The 17,182-nt window shown below is 61.7% G+C and carries 16 protein-coding genes; 4 read left to right on the forward strand and 12 right to left on the reverse strand.

Annotation, left to right across the window (positions count from 1 at the left end):
• The first annotated feature begins 37 nt into the window (after positions 1-37).
• A complete protein-coding gene (locus tag AABE10_RS30440; RefSeq protein WP_342936863.1) occupies positions 38-460 on the forward strand; it encodes a nuclear transport factor 2 family protein in 423 nt (140 codons plus the stop codon).
• A gap of 106 nt (positions 461-566) precedes the next feature.
• Here AABE10_RS30440 and AABE10_RS30445 read toward each other — a convergent pair whose 3' ends face one another.
• The 9 genes from AABE10_RS30445 to AABE10_RS30485 all read right to left on the reverse strand — a co-directional run bounded on the left by AABE10_RS30445 (position 567) and on the right by AABE10_RS30485 (position 9,314).
• Positions 567-944, reverse strand: coding sequence for a BON domain-containing protein (locus AABE10_RS30445; protein WP_342936864.1), 378 nt, complete (start codon positions 942-944; stop codon positions 567-569).
• A gap of 32 nt (positions 945-976) precedes the next feature.
• Positions 977-2,122, reverse strand: coding sequence for a porin (locus AABE10_RS30450; protein WP_342936865.1), 1,146 nt, complete (start codon positions 2,120-2,122; stop codon positions 977-979).
• Between the two features lie 84 nt (positions 2,123-2,206).
• Positions 2,207-3,835 carry a 3-(methylthio)propionyl-CoA ligase gene (locus AABE10_RS30455; protein ID WP_342936866.1) on the reverse strand — a complete coding sequence of 543 codons (1,629 nt, stop codon included), beginning with the start codon at positions 3,833-3,835 and terminating at the stop codon, positions 2,207-2,209.
• On the reverse strand, positions 3,823-4,185 hold the full coding sequence (locus AABE10_RS30460; RefSeq protein ID WP_342936867.1) for a Rieske (2Fe-2S) protein: 363 nt from the start codon (positions 4,183-4,185) through the stop codon (positions 3,823-3,825). Before AABE10_RS30460 ends, AABE10_RS30455 begins: the two co-directional genes overlap by 13 nt.
• 36 nt (positions 4,186-4,221) lie before the next feature.
• Positions 4,222-4,782, reverse strand: coding sequence for an RBBP9/YdeN family alpha/beta hydrolase (locus AABE10_RS30465; protein WP_342936868.1), 561 nt, complete (start codon positions 4,780-4,782; stop codon positions 4,222-4,224).
• Positions 4,783-4,801: 19 nt separating this feature from the next.
• Positions 4,802-5,650 carry a TauD/TfdA dioxygenase family protein gene (locus AABE10_RS30470; RefSeq protein ID WP_342936869.1) on the reverse strand — a complete coding sequence of 283 codons (849 nt, stop codon included), beginning with the start codon at positions 5,648-5,650 and terminating at the stop codon, positions 4,802-4,804.
• Positions 5,651-5,660: 10 nt separating this feature from the next.
• Positions 5,661-6,641, reverse strand: coding sequence for a quinone oxidoreductase (locus tag AABE10_RS30475; protein ID WP_342936870.1), 981 nt, complete (start codon positions 6,639-6,641; stop codon positions 5,661-5,663).
• A 122-nt stretch (positions 6,642-6,763) separates the two neighbouring features.
• Positions 6,764-8,086 (reverse strand): MFS transporter, encoded by a 1,323-nt coding sequence (locus AABE10_RS30480; protein WP_342936871.1) that lies wholly within the window; start codon positions 8,084-8,086, stop codon positions 6,764-6,766.
• Between the two features lie 172 nt (positions 8,087-8,258).
• The gene (locus AABE10_RS30485) at positions 8,259-9,314 is read right to left on the reverse strand and encodes a 3-keto-5-aminohexanoate cleavage protein (RefSeq protein WP_342936872.1); all 1,056 of its coding nucleotides are present in this window, start codon (positions 9,312-9,314) and stop codon (positions 8,259-8,261) included.
• Positions 9,315-9,539: 225 nt separating this feature from the next.
• Between AABE10_RS30485 and AABE10_RS30490 the strand changes: the two genes are divergently transcribed.
• A complete protein-coding gene (locus tag AABE10_RS30490) occupies positions 9,540-10,541 on the forward strand; it encodes an AraC family transcriptional regulator (RefSeq protein ID WP_342936873.1) in 1,002 nt (333 codons plus the stop codon).
• 49 nt (positions 10,542-10,590) lie between these two features.
• Here AABE10_RS30490 and arcC read toward each other — a convergent pair whose 3' ends face one another.
• The 3 genes from arcC to arcA all read right to left on the reverse strand — a co-directional run bounded on the left by arcC (position 10,591) and on the right by arcA (position 13,928).
• Positions 10,591-11,529, reverse strand: coding sequence for a carbamate kinase (arcC, locus tag AABE10_RS30495; RefSeq protein ID WP_342936874.1), 939 nt, complete (start codon positions 11,527-11,529; stop codon positions 10,591-10,593).
• Between the two features lie 81 nt (positions 11,530-11,610).
• Positions 11,611-12,621, reverse strand: a complete 1,011-nt coding sequence (locus AABE10_RS30500) for an ornithine carbamoyltransferase (protein WP_342936875.1) — start codon at positions 12,619-12,621, stop codon at positions 11,611-11,613.
• 53 nt (positions 12,622-12,674) lie between these two features.
• Positions 12,675-13,928: an arginine deiminase gene (gene arcA / locus AABE10_RS30505; protein WP_342936876.1), complete on the reverse strand. Its 1,254-nt coding sequence runs from the start codon at positions 13,926-13,928 to the stop codon at positions 12,675-12,677.
• A gap of 460 nt (positions 13,929-14,388) precedes the next feature.
• On the opposite strand from arcA, the gene AABE10_RS30510 reads away from it, so the two are divergent.
• Positions 14,389-14,634, forward strand: coding sequence for a hypothetical protein (locus AABE10_RS30510; RefSeq protein WP_342936877.1), 246 nt, complete (start codon positions 14,389-14,391; stop codon positions 14,632-14,634).
• A 180-nt stretch (positions 14,635-14,814) separates the two neighbouring features.
• Positions 14,815-17,178 (forward strand): ornithine decarboxylase, encoded by a 2,364-nt coding sequence (gene speC / locus AABE10_RS30515; RefSeq protein WP_342936878.1) that lies wholly within the window; start codon positions 14,815-14,817, stop codon positions 17,176-17,178.
• Positions 17,179-17,182 lie beyond the last annotated feature (4 nt).

The following is a 17,182-nucleotide window of genomic DNA, read 5'->3' on the forward strand; positions in this document are numbered from 1 at the left end:
CTGCGTATCGAGGCCGTGCCTACTTGCTGCAGTGCTGATGGCTGTCATCCAGGGCAGCGCATTCGCGAAGACCGAGACCTGCCATGCCACATCGAAGAAACAGATTGCTGCGCTTTTTGATCGCTGGAACGATTCGCTGAAGACGGGCAATCCGGATAAGGTCGTCGCGAACTACGCGCCGCACTCCATCCTGCTGCCGACTGTCTCCAACAAGCCACGTGTAACGACTGAGGAAAAGGTCGACTATTTCAGGCATTTTCTCGAGAACAAACCCGTCGGCACGATTGATTTCCGCGAGATCATGATCGAATGCAATACGGCCATCGACGCGGGTCTCTACTCGTTCAAGTTCGGGGACGGCTCGGTTGTCAAAGCCCGCTATACGTTCACCTACGAGTGGAATGGGAACAAATGGCTGATCACCACCCATCATTCGTCGAAGATGCCCGAAGGCGATTAAGCGACACCGCGCTCGGTCAGCGCTCGCGCTCGCAGTGCGGGTCGAATGAAAATGCGCACGGATCGAGCGATCCGCGCGCAACAAGCCACTTGCCGACGACAGCCGCTTACATGCCGCCGAACGGTTTCTTCACCGTCAGCTTGTTGGTCACGGACGTCACGCCCGGCACGCCCTTCGCGATCTCCGCAACCTTGTCGATCTGCGAAGCGTCCTCGACCGTGCCGTTCAGCGTCACCACGCCGCCTTTCGCGATCACACTGATGTTGCCTGCTTCGATCTCCTTGTGCGTCCCGATCGCGGCATAAATCTTCCGGCGCAGCGCGCGATCCGCTTTCCTTCCGTTCGCGGGCGCCGTGGCACCGGACGCCGCCAACGCGGATGCGCCCGGCGCGCTGGCCGTCTGACCAGGCTGGGACCATGCACCGATCGACATCGCGACCAGCGACAAGGCGACCGCCAGTTCGAGTACCTGAATGCTTTTCATCGACTACTCCGTTTTATATGTGTATGACGCAATCAGAAGATATGGCGAATGCCGACCATTGCCGCCGTAGTGGACTCGCCCGGCGCGACAGGAGCCCCGTAGATGATCGTCTGGTTCATGGTTCCCTTGTTGCTGACATAGCCCACTTGCGCGTAAGCCTTGGTCCTCTGCGACACGTTGTATTCCGCGCCCACTGCGAACTCGCTCGAATGGTTCGATGAATTGTTCTTGTCCTTCAGGTAGTAGTAACCGGACGTGATCTTGAAGCGCGGATTGAACTGATAGCCGAGGCCGCCCGACGCCATTTCGAAGTCCGCGGTATTGCTATGCGCCGGGTTCTTGCCGACACCGTACGAAGCCGAAATCGAAAATCCGCTGATCGTGTACATCGCGCCGAAATAGTAGAAGCGGTTGTTGGCGACGCCTGTCGCGGGAACAGCGGGAGCCGCCGGGTAGGTCAGCGGGAACGGATTGGTATCGTGTCCGTTGTAGTAGACGGCCGAGAGATTCAGACCGTAGTTCGAGTACTTGAGCACGGCCGACTCACGCGTGCCGCCCTGGAAGTGTCCTGCGACGCCGCCCGGCGCGTACTCCAGCGCGAGCGATGCGCCATAAAACTTCGGTGAGTTGTAGACCAGCGCATTGCTGTCATAGAGCGCGCCGATCGGCGCATTCGTGCTCGTGCCGGGCCAGCCTGCCGCCTGATTCATACCCAGCCACGCGGTCAGAATACTGCCGAAATACTGCGCGCCGCGCACATCCGTTTCAGCCATTGCATAGATCATCGGGATGATCTGCCGGCCGGCATCGAACGTGCCGAACGGGCCGGACAAGCCGACGGTCGCGAACTGGTTGAAGATTGCGGTTGTGCCCGGCGTATCGGACAGGCCGAACTTGCCGTTCGTGGAGTTGAATACGCCCTGCAACTTGAAGTTGACCTTGTAGCCGCCGCCGATATCTTCGCTTCCCTTTATGCCCCAGAAGCTCGCATAGATGCCGCCGTCCTTGAGCTGATAGACATGGCCCAGGTTCGGGGCATGCGGCTGAAACGTCGCCGCCGAGGTGCTCTGATACAGGAATCCGGTGTCGATCACGCCATAGAGCGTAACGGACGATTGCGCATGAGCGGCCGTGGCGAAGATCGCCAGTGCAGCAGCGCTGCTTAACTTCATTTTCATTGAGTCTCCTCCAAACCTGGGGACGCCGGGCGAACCCGGCTGTTTTTTCATCGAATAGAACTGCGTTATCAAAAGCCCGACGCGTCAAGCCGTCAGGTAGTAGTCTCCGAACTGGTCACGCAAGCGGTTCTTGAGCACCTTGCCGGTTGCGCCGAGGGGAATGGTGTCGACGAACACCACCGCATCGGGCTTCCACCATTTCGCGACCCGGCCATCGAAGAAGCCCAGCAGTTCTTCTGCGGCGAGCGCGCTGCCCGGCTTCTTCACGATCAGCAGCAGCGGCCGCTCGTCCCACTTCGGATGCCGCGCCGCGATGCACACGGCCATCGTCACTTCGGGATGCAGGCACGCGACGTTTTCGATGTCGGTCGAACTGATCCATTCGCCGCCCGACTTGATGACGTCCTTGCTGCGATCCGTGATCTGCATGAAGCCGTCGGCGTCGATCTTCGCGATGTCGCCTGTCGGAAACCAGCCGTCGCGCAAATGCGACGCGTCGCTACTGCCGAAGTACCGCTGCACGACCCATGGTCCGCGCACGAGCAGATCGCCGGCCGCCTGGCCGTCCCACGGCAGTTCCTCGCCGTCCGGGCCGACGATCTTCATGTCGATGCCGAACACCGAGCGGCCTTGCTTCGCCTGAACGGCATAGCGCTCGTTCGTGGGCAGAGAAAGGTGATGAGCCTTGAACGCGCACACCGTGCCGACCGGGCTCAATTCCGTCATGCCCCATGCGTGCAGCACGTCGACCTGATAGCGCTCCTGGAACGCCGCCGTCATCGCGGTAGGACACGGCGCGCCGCCGATGATCGTGCGCCTCATCGACGAGAATGCGCCTTCGATCGCATCGGCATGCGCAAGCAGTCCTTGCCAGACAGTCGGCACGCCCGCCGACAGCGTGACCTGTTCCGTTTCGATCAGTTCGTAGAGCGACTTGCCGTCGAGCGCCGGTCCCGGAAACACCAGCTTCGCGCCGACCATGCAGGCGATGTACGGCAGTCCCCATGCGTTCACATGGAACATCGGCACGACGGGCAGAATCGCGTCGCGCGCCGAACAGTTCAGCGAATCCGGCAGCGCCGCTGCGTAGGTATGCAGCACCGTCGAGCGGTGGCTGTACAGCACGCCCTTCGGATTGCCCGTGGTGCCCGACGTGTAGCACAGCGACGACGCGCTGTTCTCGTCGATGACCGGCCAGTCGAACTCGTCGTCGTGAAGATCGATGAGATCCTCGTAGCACAGCAGCATCGTCGACAGGCCATGCTCTTGCGGCATGTGCGCGCGATCGGTCATCGCGACAAACACCTTCGGGCTCTTGACGCGCGGCGCAACGCTTTCGATCAGCGGCAAGAACGTGAGATCGAAGAACACGACGCGATCTTCCGCGTGCTCGATGATGTACGCGAGCTGATCGACGTGCAGACGCGGGTTGAGCGTATGCAGCACGGACCCGGACCCCGACACGGCGAAATACAGCTCCATGTGCCGATAGCCGTTCCATGCCAGCGTTCCCACGCGGTCGCCGGGCCTGATGCCGAGGCTGGTCAGCGCGTTTGCCATGCGGCGCGCGCGCTGCGCGAGATCGCGATACGTATAGCGGTGAATGTCCCCTTCGACCCGGCGCGACACGATTTCCTGTTTGCCGTGATGGCGCTCGGCGTGCATGAGCAGCGAAGCGACCAGCAGCGGCTGCTGCATCATCAAACCTTGCATCCTTCCTTCTCCTGATTGGTGGTGGCGTCCGGCTCATCGAGACTGACGACCAGTTGCCCATCGACTGTCCGCACCGGAAAAGTCGTCAGGCTCAATCCGCTCGATCCGTCGATGCCCGGCGTGCAGCCCGTGCGCAGATCGAAGCGCAGTCCGTGCGCGGGGCAGCGCAGCACGCACCCTTCCAGCTGTCCGCTCGCGAGCGAGGCGCCGTTGTGCGGACACGAGTTGTCGATCGCGTGAATCGCGCCGCTGACGTTGAAAAGGACGATGCTGCGTCCATCGGCGAATGCGAGCTTCCGCTGGCCTGGCGCGAGTTCATCGGCAGGGCTCACCACGATCTGACGTGACATCTCAACTTCCCTTTCTGATTTGCTGCGCAGCGCGGATCAAAGCAATTCGCGAATCAGCGTCTGCGCGAGCGGCCAGTCGCCAAAGCCCGCAGCGGGATTCAGATGGCCGACTTCACCCAGATCGACGAGGCGGCTGCCCCAGTCTTGCGCCATTGCACGCACACGCTCGAACTTCGCGAGCGGATCGTTGCGGCTCGCGCCGACGATGCTCGCGAACGGCAACGGCTTGCGCGGAACCGGATGCCAGCCGTTCTGCGTGAGCGCATCGATTGACGGATAGCCTGCGGGCAGCGGCGTTTCGAGATCCGCGGGTGCCGCGAGCAGCGCGCCGTGAATCTTGCGGCTGTGCTGCTGCGCCCAATGCACGGTGATCATCACGCCCGCGCTGTGCGCGACCAGGACCACCGGGCCGTCGATTTTTGCAAGCGCTGCGTCGAGCGCCGCGACGCGTGCCGCGCAACTCAGCTTGTCGTGTTCGAGCGGCGGCACCGAGGCGGCCTTCGGCAGCTTTTGCTCAAGCAGGGTCTGCCAGTGTTCCGCGACGTGGTCGCGCAAGCCGGGCACGATCAGGATGGTCGGCGTCGTATCGAGAGTCATCAAGCGTTGTCCTGAGCGATCAGTACGGCTTGTCGCCGATAATCCCGGCGCGTTCCATCTTGCGATGGCACGGCGCGTAATCCATCACCGCGTAGTGCTGCGTGCTGCGGTTGTCCCAGATCGCGATGCTGTTGGGCTTCCAGCGCCAGCGCACCTGGTACTCGGGAATATAGGCCTGGCTGATCAGGTAGCGCAGCAGATCGCCCGCGCCCGGATTCGCGTCCTGCCCGAAGCGCACGCGCGCCGGCGTGTGATAGTTCGTGAAATGCGTGGCGAAGGCGCTCACGAACAGCACCTTCTCGCCCGTCTCGGGATGCGTGCGCACTACGGGATGCTCCGCGTCCGGAAACTGCTCTTTCAGCGCGAGGCGCTTTTCGATCGGCATCGCGGCGCCGAAGCTCGCCTCGATGCTGTGGCGGGCGCGAAGATCCGTGATCTGGCTCTTGATGTAATCCGGCAGGTTCTCGTAGGCGAGGACCATGTTCGCCCACATCGTGTCGCCGCCGACGGGCGGACACTCCACGCAGCGCAGAACCGCGCCGAACTGCGGCGCTTCGCGCCACGTCGCGTCCGCGTGCCACGCGTTTTCGTAGCGGTCGTTCGGCTGATCCGGGTTCTTGTAGATGCGCACGAGGCCCGGATGCTCCGGATCGCTGCCCGCGACGGGATGATCTTCCAGTTCGCCGAAGCGGCGCGCAAACGCGACGTGCTCGGCGCGCGTGATGTCCTGATCGCGCAGGAACAGCACCCGATGCTTCAGCAGCGCAGCGCGCATTTCGGCGAACAGCGCATCGTCGTGGATCGCATCGGCGAGGTTCACGCCGGTCAGCTCCGCGCCGATCGCGCACGTCAGTTGTTCGATTCGCATGACTGTTCTCTCAGATAACGAAGACCGACGAGCCCGTGGTCTTGCGCGTTTCCAGGTCGCGATGCGCTTGCGCGGCATCTTCGAGCGCGTAACGCTGGTTCAGCTCGATCCTGATGCGGCCCGCCGCGATGTGCCCGAAGATCTCGCCGGCAAGATCGTTCTTCTCGGCGGGGTCGGCGATGTAGTCGGCGAGCGCCGGACGCGTCAGATAGAGCGAGCCCTTCATCGCCAGCATCTGCGGATTGAACGGCGGAATCGGGCCGGAAGCCGTGCCGACGCAGACCATCAGGCCACGGCGCTTGAGCGAATCGAGCGAGGCCTCGAAGGTGTCCTTGCCGACGCTGTCGAACACCACATTCACGCCGATGCCGCCCGTCAGTTCGCGCACGCGCTTCGCGACGTCTTCGCGGCTGTAGTAGACGATGTGGTCGCAGCCATGCGCGCGGGCCACTTCGCCCTTCGCTTCCGTCGACACCGTGCCGATCACCGTGAGGCCGAGCAGCTTCGCCCATTGCGACACGATCAGGCCGACACCGCCGGCGGCCGCATGCAACAGAATGGTGTCGCCCGCCTTGAAGTCGCAAATGCGGCGCATCAGATACGCTGAAGTCAGCCCGCGCATCGTCATGCCGGCAGCCGTTTCGCACGAAATCGCATCGGGCAGCTTGATCAGCGGTGCGGCTGGAATCAGACGTTCGGTGCTGTACGCGCCGAGCGTGTTGATGAAGCCTGTATAGGTCACGCGATCGCCCACCGCGACGTTCGTCACTTCGGGGCCGATGGCCTCGACCACGCCCGCCGCTTCGACGCCCATCCCCGCAGGCAGCGGAACCGGGTAAAGACCGCTGCGAAAGTAGGTGTCCGCGAAATTGAGGCCCACTGCCTCATGGCGCAGGCGGACCTGTCCGGGGCCGGGATCGCCCACTTCGACGTCCTCGTAGCGCAAGACTTCGGGACCACCCGTTTCGTGAAAGCGCACTGCTTTTGCCATGTTGAATCTCCTATCCATTACTCGAACCTCGAACCGCAAGGTCCGTTTCGTTTCGTCTGTCGCGCGCGGCTTCAGGCTGCCGCATTGAAAGCCCGGGCCCGTTGTGCGCGCGGGGCCTGTGGTCAGCGCAACGCCTGCTCGCGCAGGGCGTTCAGGCGGTCCAGGTCGCCTGCGTAATTCCGTTTGCCGATAAAGAATGCAATGGCCGCGACAAGAGGCGCGAACGGCACGAGTTGCAACGCGCCGAGCAGCCCGATCCGGTCCGCGACTATTCCAGTCAGCACGGCAGCGGGCGCGAGACCCAGCAGGTTGTTCGCGAGCGTGAGCGTCGCAAACGCCGATGCGTGAATAGACGGCGGAGTGAGGTTCGCCACCATCGCGCCCGAAGGACCGCTCGCCCCTGCGCAGAAGAACATGCCGATGCCGATCACGACGAGTTGCAACGGACCCGCGGGCATGTGGAATCCAATCGCGAGCAGCGTGAAGCACGCGAGGCAGAACGCAATCGCGGCGACCCATTTTCTTTCGCGCACGTTCTTGCTGAGCCGGTCGGCGAGATTGCCGCACACCACCATGCCCAGGCCCGTCACCAGCACGAACAGCGCCGCGCTCATGGCCGCCTTGCCCGTCGCCATGCCGTAGTAGCGGTTCAGGAAGCTCGGCATCCACGCCCAGATAGCGGCGGGCACGAGCAGATGAATGCCGCTGCCGACATAAGCGCACACGACGGACTTCGTCGAGAAGAGCCCCTTCATCAGCGCGCGGAAGCTCATCCGCACGCCGGGTCCTTCCGACGGCCGGTTCGCGCTTGCAGGCTGCAGCGGCGCAAGACGCTTTTCGGTAACGACGAACCGGTAGCAGACGACCAGCACGATCCCCATGACCGCCATCGCGCCGAACGCCGCCCGCCAGCCGAGATGAGCCGCGACCGCGCCGCCCGCGGCCATGCCCAGCACCGAGCCGAACGCGCCGCCCGCCATGAACGTGCCCGTGAGCGTGGAGCGCAGCCGGGCCGGAAAGATGCTCAGCACGACGGCGATCCCGACGCTGCCATACGCCGCTTCACCGATGCCGACAAATGCGCGCGCAAACAGCATCTCGCCGTAGTTCGTCGAGATCGCGCAGCCCAGCGTCGCGAGACTCCACATCGCCGCCATCAGGACGATGCTTTTCACGCGGCCCCAGCGGTCGGCGAGCACCGACAGTGGAAACGTGAGCACGCCGACCATCAGCGCGACCACGCTGCTCAACGAACCCAGCCGCGCGTCTGAAAGATTCCAGGTTGCCTTGAGCAGCGGAAACACGGCATTCAACACCTGCCGCGACATGTAGTCGGAGAGCAGCAACCCGACAGTCAACGCAAACACCACCCAGGCATACGCGCGTACATCCGTTTTCGTTGTCGTAACGTCACCCGCCGTGGGCTCGGCATGCTGCATCAGCATGATTTGTCTCCTTCCCGTCCGCCTCTTTGTCGGCCGTCCTTGCGTCCTTGCGTTCTTGCCAGCAGGGCAAAGCGACTGACGATCGATATTTCCTGTTGCTCCCCGGCGCGTGCCGGCGAGTCCCGCCTTCGAAGCCCGGCATCCGTCGATGCTTCGGCCGGGCTTCGCTCCGTCACGCTGCGCGCAGCGGCAGATTCCTCACGCCCGTCTGGCGGTTCGGCGCCATGCCGTTGGCGGCGAGCGTGTCGTCGACGGTCTCGTACTGCACGCCGATACGGTAAATCTCGCGCGCTTCCTTGCCGCTCGCAACCTCGCGGCCGAGTTCGCGCGCGACGCGCACGCACTGCTCGATCTGCTGCACCGACGTAAAGCGCTTGCCGTGCTGGTCGATGATCGTGTCTTCGATGCCGCAACGCGGATGCAGGCCCATCGACATCGCCATCATGTTGAACGGCAGCACGTTCTTGAGCAGCGACTCAGCCGTGAGCGTGCAGCCATCCGGCGCGCGATGCACGAAGTTGAAGAAGTTGAACGGGTTCGGGCCGTCGAAGCCGCCGCCGATGCCGATCCACGTCAGGTTCAACGGCCCCTTGTAGACGCCCTTGCGCACGAGGCGCTCGAGCGTTTCGAGCGCGTGAATGCCCGTGAGCTGGAAGTGCGGCTGGATGCCGGCGGCCTGCAGGCGGCGCAGATGCTCCTCGACCCATGCCGGGCCCGCCGGCACCGTCATTTCGCTGTACGCGGACATGAACGCAGGATTCGACAGCGAAGTGCCCGCCAGGTACTCCGGATAGAGCAACTCCATGATGTTCATCTGCGTGGTGTTGATCGCGACCGTCACCTGATCCGGCGCGGGATCGAGATCGGCCAGCATGTGACGGGTGTCGTCGGACAGCCACTTCGCGGCCTGGCCTTCGTCTTCCGGTGCGAACGAAATCGAGCCGCCGACCTGGATAATCATGTCGGGCACGGCTGCACGCACGCCGGCGATCAGCTCGTTGAACTTCGACAGGCGCTTCGAACCCTTGCCGTCCAGTTCGCGCACATGCAGATGGAGCACCGTGGCGCCGGCGTTATAGCAGTCGACGGCCTTCTGGATCTGCTCTTCCATCGTCACGGGGATGTCTTCCGGAAAGTCTTCGGGCATCCATTCCGGGCCATACGGAGCGGTGGTGATGACTACCTTGTCCTGATTCTCAGGGTGCAGCGAATCGTCGAGAAACTGCATGTTTTCCTCCAGAGATGAATGACGCACCGATGTCGCGGGATCGCGTGAATACGGCACATCTCGAATCGTCGTGCTCGCACAATACGGCATCCACGCGCTAGACTTTTAGGATCAGGCGCCATCCTTTTAGCGAACGGTGCCACTGCGTGTTAACACTAGTATTGGCCGCAGTGCGCAACGCTGAAGGCAAGGCGCAGCCCGTCTGGAGACTGCGGAGAAAGAACGATGGAAACGATGCTCGGGTCGATCGCCATGAACGGCTATTTCGATGTGACGCGGCGGCTCGGACTGAACCCTGTCGAGCTTGCGCAGCAGGTCGGCATCGATCCCGCGGCCCTTGCGAATGCGAACGATCGCGTGCCCGCCGCCGCCTGCTGCCGGCTGCTGGAACTCACGGCAAACAAGGCGTCGTGCCCGACGTTCGCGTTGCAGATGGCCGAAACCCGGCAGAAGTTCGGCACCGGCGTGATCAACGTGCTGCTCGCGCACAAGCGCACGTTGCGCGAGGTGTTGCTGGCGGCAGCCGAATACCGGCATCTGCTCAACGAAGCGCTGGCCATCTACGTCGAAACGACGGGCGAGACGGTCACGATCCGCGAGGAACTCGTCGTCGCGCCGGGCACGCCGACGACGCAGGCGATCGAACTCGCGCTCGGCGTCCTCGCGCGCCATTCGAGCGCGTTGCTCGGCCAGTTCTGGAAACCTCGCGCTGTCCATTTCACTCACGCCGCGCATGCAGACCTGACGTTTCACCGGAGATTCTTTGGCTGTCCGCTGGAGTTCGGCAGCGACTTCAACGGGTTCGTGTGCGCCACCGCCGATCTCGACTACCCCAATCCCGCAGCGGACCCCGAACTCGTGCGATACGCCGAAAGCCTGGCCGGTCCCCTCAACGCGACCGGACCGGATTCGGCCGCACTGGAAGCGCGCAAGGCGATCTATCTGCTGCTGCCGCTCGAACAGGCCACCGTCGAACTGGTCGCCCGTCATTTGGGCGTGAGCGTGCGCACGCTGCAGCGTCAGCTGAAATCATCCGGTACGAGTTTCTCGGATCAGGTCGAGGAAGTGCGGCGCGAGCTTGCCGTGCGCTACATGAGCAACCCGCGCTATCCGATCGGACGCGTCGCGTCGCTTCTGGGTTACGCACAGCAGGGATCGTTCACGAACTGGTTCGTCGCGAACTTCCGGATGACGCCGCGCGACTGGCGCGCCAGCCAGGCGAAATGACCGATCGGCGCGCGGGTCGCGTGCGCGCCAGCGAACATCGCCCGCCGCGTCACGCGAGCGGGTAGAACTCGATGCCTGGCCTGCGCACGCTGATCCGCGTACCCGCTGTGCCTTGCGTGATCGCGACGATATCGCGAAGCGCGCCGATCACGGCATCCTTGCCCGTCTTGCGCGCGAACTCGATGGCGGCCTGGACCTTGGGCCCCATCGACCCCGACGCGAAGCCCAGCTTCTCGAGTTCGTCCGGGTGCGCCTGGGCAATGCCTTTTTGCGTCGGCTTGCCCCAATCGACGTAGGCCGCGTCGACATCCGTCGCGATGATGAGCACGTCCGCCTCGAGTTCCTGCGCGAGCAACGCGGAGCACAGATCCTTGTCGATCACGGCTTCCACGCCGCGCAGCTTGCGGTTTTCGTCGTAGCACGTCGGGATGCCGCCGCCGCCCGCGCAGATGACGATGGTGCCTTTTTCCAGCAGCCATTTCACCGGACGGATTTCGAAGATGCGCTGCGGCCGCGGACTCGCGACCACGCGACGATATTTGTCGCCATCCTCCGCGATGCTCCAGCCTTTTTCATCCGCCAGCTTCTGTGCCTCTTCCTTCGAGTACACGGGACCGATAGGTTTGGTCGGATGCTGGAACGCAGGGTCCGCGAGATCCACTTCGACCTGCGTCAGGATCGTCGCAAACGGCACTTCGAACGGCAGCAGATTGCCCAGTTCCTGTTCGATCAGATAGCCGATCATCCCTTCCGTCTGCGCACCGAGCACATCGAGCGGGTACGGCGATACGTCCTCGTAGGCTGCGCTTTGCAGCGCCAGCAAGCCGACCTGCGGACCATTGCCATGCGCGATGACGAGTTCATTGCCCGTCGCCACGCTGGCGATCTGCGTGGCGGCAATCTTGACGTTCTCGCGCTGCTGGCTCTCCGTCATGGGCTGGCCGCGCTGCAACAGCGCATTGCCGCCCAGTGCGATGACGAGGCGCATGATGCGATCCTCCTGCGGAATGCCTGGCCGTGCGGCACGCTTGCGCCGCACGGCGACGAACATGGGGCGAAACCGATACGCTCAGATATCGGCCAGTGTCGAGACGAGAATGGCCTTGATCGTATGCATCCGGTTCTCTGCCTGCTCGAATGCGATGTTGTAGTCCGACTCGAACACGTCGTCCGTCACTTCGATCCCGTTCGTCAGGTCCGGATAGCGCTCCGCGATCTGCTGGCCGACCTTGGTCTCGCAGTTGTGAAAAGCGGGCAGACAATGCATGAAGCGGGTTCGCGGGTTGCCTGTCGACTCGATCAGCGCGCGGTTCACCTGATACGGCAGCAGCGCCTTGATCCTTTCGTCCCAGGCTTCGACCGGCTCGCCCATCGACACCCACACGTCGGTGTGAATGAAATCGACCATTTTCACTGCTTCTTTCGGATCGTCGGTGAGCGTCACGCGCGCGCCGCTTTGCTTTGCGAATTGCTGGCATGCAGCAACGTGCTCCTCATGCGGCCATAGAGACTTCGGCGCTGCCACGCGCACGTCCATGCCGAGCTTCGCGCCGATCAGCAATAGCGAGTTGCCCATGTTGTTGCGCGCGTCGCCGAGGTACGCATAGCTGATCTCGTGCAGCGGCTTGTCGGAGTACTCGCGCATCGTCAGCACGTCGGCGAGCATCTGCGTCGGATGGTATTCGTCCGTCAATCCGTTAAAGACGGGCACGGAAGCATAGCGCGCCAGTTCCTCGACGATTTCCTGGCTGAATCCCCGGTATTCGATCGCGTCGAACATGCGGCCGAGCACGCGCGCCGTATCTTTCATGCTTTCTTTATGGCCGATTTGTGACGACGTCGGATCGATATATGTGACGTGCGCGCCCTGATCGTGCGCGGCCACTTCGAATGCACAGCGCGTTCGAGTGGATGTCTTTTCGAAAATCAATGCAATGTTCTTGCGCTGCAAATGCTGTTGCTCGGTGCCTGCGTATTTGGCACGCTTCAGATCGCGCGAAAGATCGAGCAGATAGCGCAGCTCGCGGCCGCTGTGATGCATGAGGCTGAGAAGACTGCGGTTTCGCAGATTGAAAGCCATGAGTTGTCTCCATCGATCGATTGGTCACGCGTCGGCTCGACGCGGCAAACGCTTCAGTAGTCAACGGGATCGCGCGCGATCGGGCACGTCATGCAATGCCCGCCGCCACGGCCGCGCCCAAGCTCGCTGGCCGCGATCGTGATCACTTCGATGCCCGCCTTGCGCAGCAGCGTGTTCGTGAACGTATTGCGGTCGTAGCCGACGACGACGCCGGGCTCGATGCACACCATGTTGTTGCCGTCGTCCCATTGCTCGCGTTCCGCCGCGAACTGGTTTCCTCCCGTTTCGACGACGCGCAGTTCCTTCAGCCCCAACGCATCGCCCACCGCCTTGACGAAGGGCTTGTCTTCGCGCTGGATGCTCATGCCATACGAACTCTTGTCGTCGGGTCTGATCGTGAACGTGACGATCTTGCCGACCACTTCGGGGAATATCGTCACGAGATCGCGGTCGCAGAAACTGAACACCGTGTCGAGATGCATGGCTGCGCGCGACTTCGGCATGCCTGCGACCAGTACCTGTTCAGCCGCGCCTTTATCGAACAAGGCTCGCGCGACCTGGCCGATTGCCTGCCGCGACGTGCGCTCGCCCATGCCGACCAACACGGTGCCTTTGCCGACGGGCATGACGTCGCCGCCTTCCAGCGTCGATGCGCCGTGGTCCGTGTCGGGATCGCCGTACCAGATCTCGAAGCCCGCGTTGGCGAACGTCGGATGAAACCGGTAGATCGCGGCTTCGAGCAGCGTCTCTTGCCGCCTCGCAGGCCAGTACATCGGGTTGAGCGTCACGCCGCCGTAGATCCAGCATGTCGTGTCGCGCGTAAAGACCATGTTCGGCAGCGGCGCAAGCAGGAAGCTGGAGTAGTCCAGATATTCGCGAAAGAGCTTGACGACGGGCGCATCGCTGCCAGGAATGTCGTCGAGCGAAACGCCGCCGATCAGAAATTCGGCAAGCCTGCGCGACTCCAGTTCGTTCATCCACGCGCGCACTTCGCCGCTCAACCCCACGCCGACGCTGTCGTCGGTGATTCTTCGGTCGAGTATCCATTTACGCGCTTCGGGATTGTCGAGCGTCTGCGTCAGGAGATTGTGCACGTCGAGAACTTCCACCCCGCGCTCGCGCATCTTGGTGACAAAGTCGAAGTGATCCCGCTTTGCCTGGCTCACCCAGATGACATCGTCGAACAACAGCTCGTCGCAATTGCTTGGCGTCAAGCGTTGATGCGCCAGTCCGGGCGCAGAAACCATGACCATGCGCAGCTTGCCAACCTCGGAGTAGGCTCCGAGCCTGGTGACCTCTGTATTCATCGCTGCCTCCTATATGCGAATCAGAGCGTCGCGGCTTGCCGGTTGCAACGGAAGCCCGCTTATCGACTTACTGCATTCAGGCGAAAGACGGTTTGCGCGTGTTCATTGACAGAACGTCATCGCACTCGCAAGAGCGCCACGCGGCTTCGATCCGCCGCTTTGCAACACATGTGAAGTGACGTGCGGCCAGGATTTTATTTGTGCGGCCGCATCTTGAGACACACGAACTCTTGTCAGGCAATGAACGAAAGCCAAAGCGCATCTGCAAAATGCTCTGTCTGATTGTTCCTACGGAAAAACCGGCACGTCATCTGCAGATCATTCTGGTTGATAAAACCGCATTGTTCAAGATTCTACGTAAATAGCATCTCAGCAATTTCGGCCGTCGAATAGCGCGACAGCAATTGAAAATATGCGCGAGATTTTTTCTAAAAAATGAATGAACTGAAATCGATATTCGATGAAGAATCGATATTCAACAAAATGCGAATACGGACGGTATCTGCTTGATTCGCTATGCCAGGTTCTTGTGCGAACAAAAAAATTTGCAATAAGCGATAAGCTCGCCAACTATATACGTAGCGCTTACGACGACTATATCGATACGCATCTGGCGGCCCGTTTTCGGGCTCCAGCAAGAGGCGGGAGAGACCCGCAGCAAGGTATCGCCATGCCGCTTTCTGCTCCGATGCCCGATGACCACTGACACCCGGAAACCTCGGTAGTCCCCGGTTGTGCGTTCTGCCTTCCTGTTGTTTGTCGACCTGAAAGAAAAATTGCATTGCCGAGCTGACGGTACAGAATCCTGCACCGGACGGCCGCTGACGTCCGGCGCATGGGCGACAGATCAAGCTGATTCGCGAAGCCGGTTGAAGAAGGAGTGACCATGGTCCCTCGCCCTTTGAAGGCACCCACCATCCCGATTCCCTTCCACAAGTTTCTGAAGGTAGTCGCGATCGTGGACCGTAATGACGCGCAAACCAGCGAGTTACTGGAGCAGATCACGGCGGAGCACTTCCGCGTCGAAGTGACGGATAAGTTCACACGCGACGTCAACGAAGATGCCGACGTCGGCGCTTACATCGCCCTGATCGACGGCGCCCGTCTGGAAGCGGCGCGCACACTCGCCGCTTCCGTGCGCTCACTAGGCTTCCGGACGCCGCTCTGGGCACTCGCAAACTCTCACCATCTGTCGGACCTCGCGGTGACGGCGGGACTCGGCGAAGTCGACGGCTATATCTATCTCGGGCAGCAAACGCCCGCCTTCTACGCAAAGCAAGTGATGGCGAGCCTCGTCAAATACGGCTTGAGCCTGCTGCCGCCGTTCTTCGGCGGACTCGTCGCGTACGATGCCGAGGCCAATATCGCATTCGACTGTCCGGGACACCAGGGCGGGCAGTTCTATCGAAAGTCGCCGGCTGGGCAGTTGTTCTTTAAGCATTTCGGCGAAAGCATTTTTCGCAATGATCTGTGCAATGCCGATGTCGATCTCGGCGATCTGCTGATACACGAAGGCGCCGCCGCGGATGCGCAGCGTCACGCCGCCGAAGTGTTCGGCGCGGACCAGACGTACTTCGTTCTCAACGGCACTAGTACATCCAACAAGATCGTGACGGGCGCCGTTCTCAAGCGCGGCGATCTCGTTCTGTTCGACCGCAACAATCACAAGTCGCTGCATCAGGGCGCGCTCGTTCAGGCGGGCGCGATTCCCATCTTCCTGCCGACTTCGCGCAACGCATTCGGGATGATCGGCGCTGTCGACTGGCAGGCCTGGAACGAAGACTATCTGCGCGAGCAGATTCGCAACAACCCGCTGGTCAAGGACCCGGAACGCAGCCACGCGGAGCGTCCGTTCCGGCTCGCATGCATTCAGCTCGCGACTTACGACGGGACGATCTACAACGTGCGCAAGGTGCTGGAGAAGATCGGTCATCTATGCGACTACGTGCTGTGGGATGAGGCGTGGATCGGCTACAACGCATTCCATCCGCTGTTCGACAATCACAGCCCGATGCGCCTGAAAGATCTGACACCGGATATGCCCGGCCTCTTTTCGACTCAGTCCGTTCATAAGCAGGGAGCCGGCTTTTCGCAGGCGTCGCAGATTCACAAGCGTGACGAACACATCCGGGGACAACAGCGCTACATCGAGCACAAGCGTTTCAACGAGTCGTTCCTCATTCACGCAAGCACATCGCCTTTCTACCCGCTGTTCGCGTCGCTCGACGTCAACGCGAAAGTGCATGAAGGAAAAGCGGGCGAAGTACTGTGGGACAGCTGTATCGAGCTTGGTATCGAGGCGCGCAAAAAATTCCGCCAGTTCGCCCGCCACTATCAGGAGAGAGGCAAGACCGCACAGGAACAGTGGTTCTTCGATCCTTTCGTTCCCGACGTCGTCGATATCCGCAATTCGAATTTCACAGCGGACGCATCGAATGTCGCGTGGGAAGACATTCCGACCGACGTCATCAAGCGCGAGCAGCAGTGCTGGGAATTCCGCCCGGAAGCAGCATGGCACGGCTATACCGGTTACGCCGACGGCTACGTGATGGCCGATCCGAACAAGCTGAATCTGCTAACGCCCGGGATCGACCGGAGCACAGGCGAGTATCTGAGTTTCGGCGTGCCCGCGACAGTCGTGGCGAACTATCTGCGCGAAGAAGGAATCGTCCCTGAAAAGTGCGACCTGAACAGCATCCTCTTTCTGATGACGCCGGCAGAAGACGAAAGCAAGCTCAATACGCTGATAGCCCGTCTCGTCAAGTTCAAGAACCTGTGGGATCGCGATGCCTCGCTGGCTGAAGTACTGCCCACGCTCTGCGCCGCGCACAGCGAACGCTACGAGGGCTACACGCTGCGGCACGTGTGCAACGAGATGCACAACTTCTATCGAGAGGCGAACGTCAAGAATCTGCAGCGACTGTGCTTCCGCGCGTCGAGCTTCCCGGAACTCGCGATGTCGCCGGAAGAAGCGTATGAGGCGCTCGTCGCGAACCGGGTCGAGTACGTGCCGCTCGATCGTGTCAAAAACCGCGTCTCCGCGACTCTGGCGCTCATCTATCCGCCAGGAATCGGTGTTGTGCTCCCCGGCGAGCGTTGGGATGACCGTGCCCAACCAATGCTGGATTACTTCATGGCGTTCCAGGAATCCTTCAATCGTTTTCCGGGCTTCAATTACGAAGTTCAGGGCGTGTTCCAGGAACGCGAAGACGGTCGCATCCGTTTTTATACCTACGTGGTCAGTGAATAACCGA

This window comes from Paraburkholderia diazotrophica (genome assembly GCF_038900755.1).
GTDB lineage: Bacteria > Pseudomonadota > Gammaproteobacteria > Burkholderiales > Burkholderiaceae > Paraburkholderia > Paraburkholderia diazotrophica_A.

Coding starts and splice junctions, on each gene's coding strand:
- AABE10_RS30440 (WP_342936863.1), top strand. CDS start 38: ATGGCTGTCATCCAGGGCAGCGCATTCGCGAAGACCGAGACCTGCCAT.
- AABE10_RS30445 (WP_342936864.1), bottom strand. CDS start 944: ATGAAAAGCATTCAGGTACTCGAACTGGCGGTCGCCTTGTCGCTGGTC.
- AABE10_RS30450 (WP_342936865.1), bottom strand. CDS start 2,122: ATGAAAATGAAGTTAAGCAGCGCTGCTGCACTGGCGATCTTCGCCACG.
- AABE10_RS30455 (WP_342936866.1), bottom strand. CDS start 3,835: ATGCAAGGTTTGATGATGCAGCAGCCGCTGCTGGTCGCTTCGCTGCTC.
- AABE10_RS30460 (WP_342936867.1), bottom strand. CDS start 4,185: ATGTCACGTCAGATCGTGGTGAGCCCTGCCGATGAACTCGCGCCAGGC.
- AABE10_RS30465 (WP_342936868.1), bottom strand. CDS start 4,782: ATGACTCTCGATACGACGCCGACCATCCTGATCGTGCCCGGCTTGCGC.
- AABE10_RS30470 (WP_342936869.1), bottom strand. CDS start 5,650: ATGCGAATCGAACAACTGACGTGCGCGATCGGCGCGGAGCTGACCGGC.
- AABE10_RS30475 (WP_342936870.1), bottom strand. CDS start 6,641: ATGGCAAAAGCAGTGCGCTTTCACGAAACGGGTGGTCCCGAAGTCTTG.
- AABE10_RS30480 (WP_342936871.1), bottom strand. CDS start 8,086: ATGCTGATGCAGCATGCCGAGCCCACGGCGGGTGACGTTACGACAACG.
- AABE10_RS30485 (WP_342936872.1), bottom strand. CDS start 9,314: ATGCAGTTTCTCGACGATTCGCTGCACCCTGAGAATCAGGACAAGGTA.
- AABE10_RS30490 (WP_342936873.1), top strand. CDS start 9,540: ATGGAAACGATGCTCGGGTCGATCGCCATGAACGGCTATTTCGATGTG.
- arcC (WP_342936874.1), bottom strand. CDS start 11,529: ATGCGCCTCGTCATCGCACTGGGCGGCAATGCGCTGTTGCAGCGCGGC.
- AABE10_RS30500 (WP_342936875.1), bottom strand. CDS start 12,621: ATGGCTTTCAATCTGCGAAACCGCAGTCTTCTCAGCCTCATGCATCAC.
- arcA (WP_342936876.1), bottom strand. CDS start 13,928: ATGAATACAGAGGTCACCAGGCTCGGAGCCTACTCCGAGGTTGGCAAG.
- AABE10_RS30510 (WP_342936877.1), top strand. CDS start 14,389: ATGAAGAATCGATATTCAACAAAATGCGAATACGGACGGTATCTGCTT.
- speC (WP_342936878.1), top strand. CDS start 14,815: ATGGTCCCTCGCCCTTTGAAGGCACCCACCATCCCGATTCCCTTCCAC.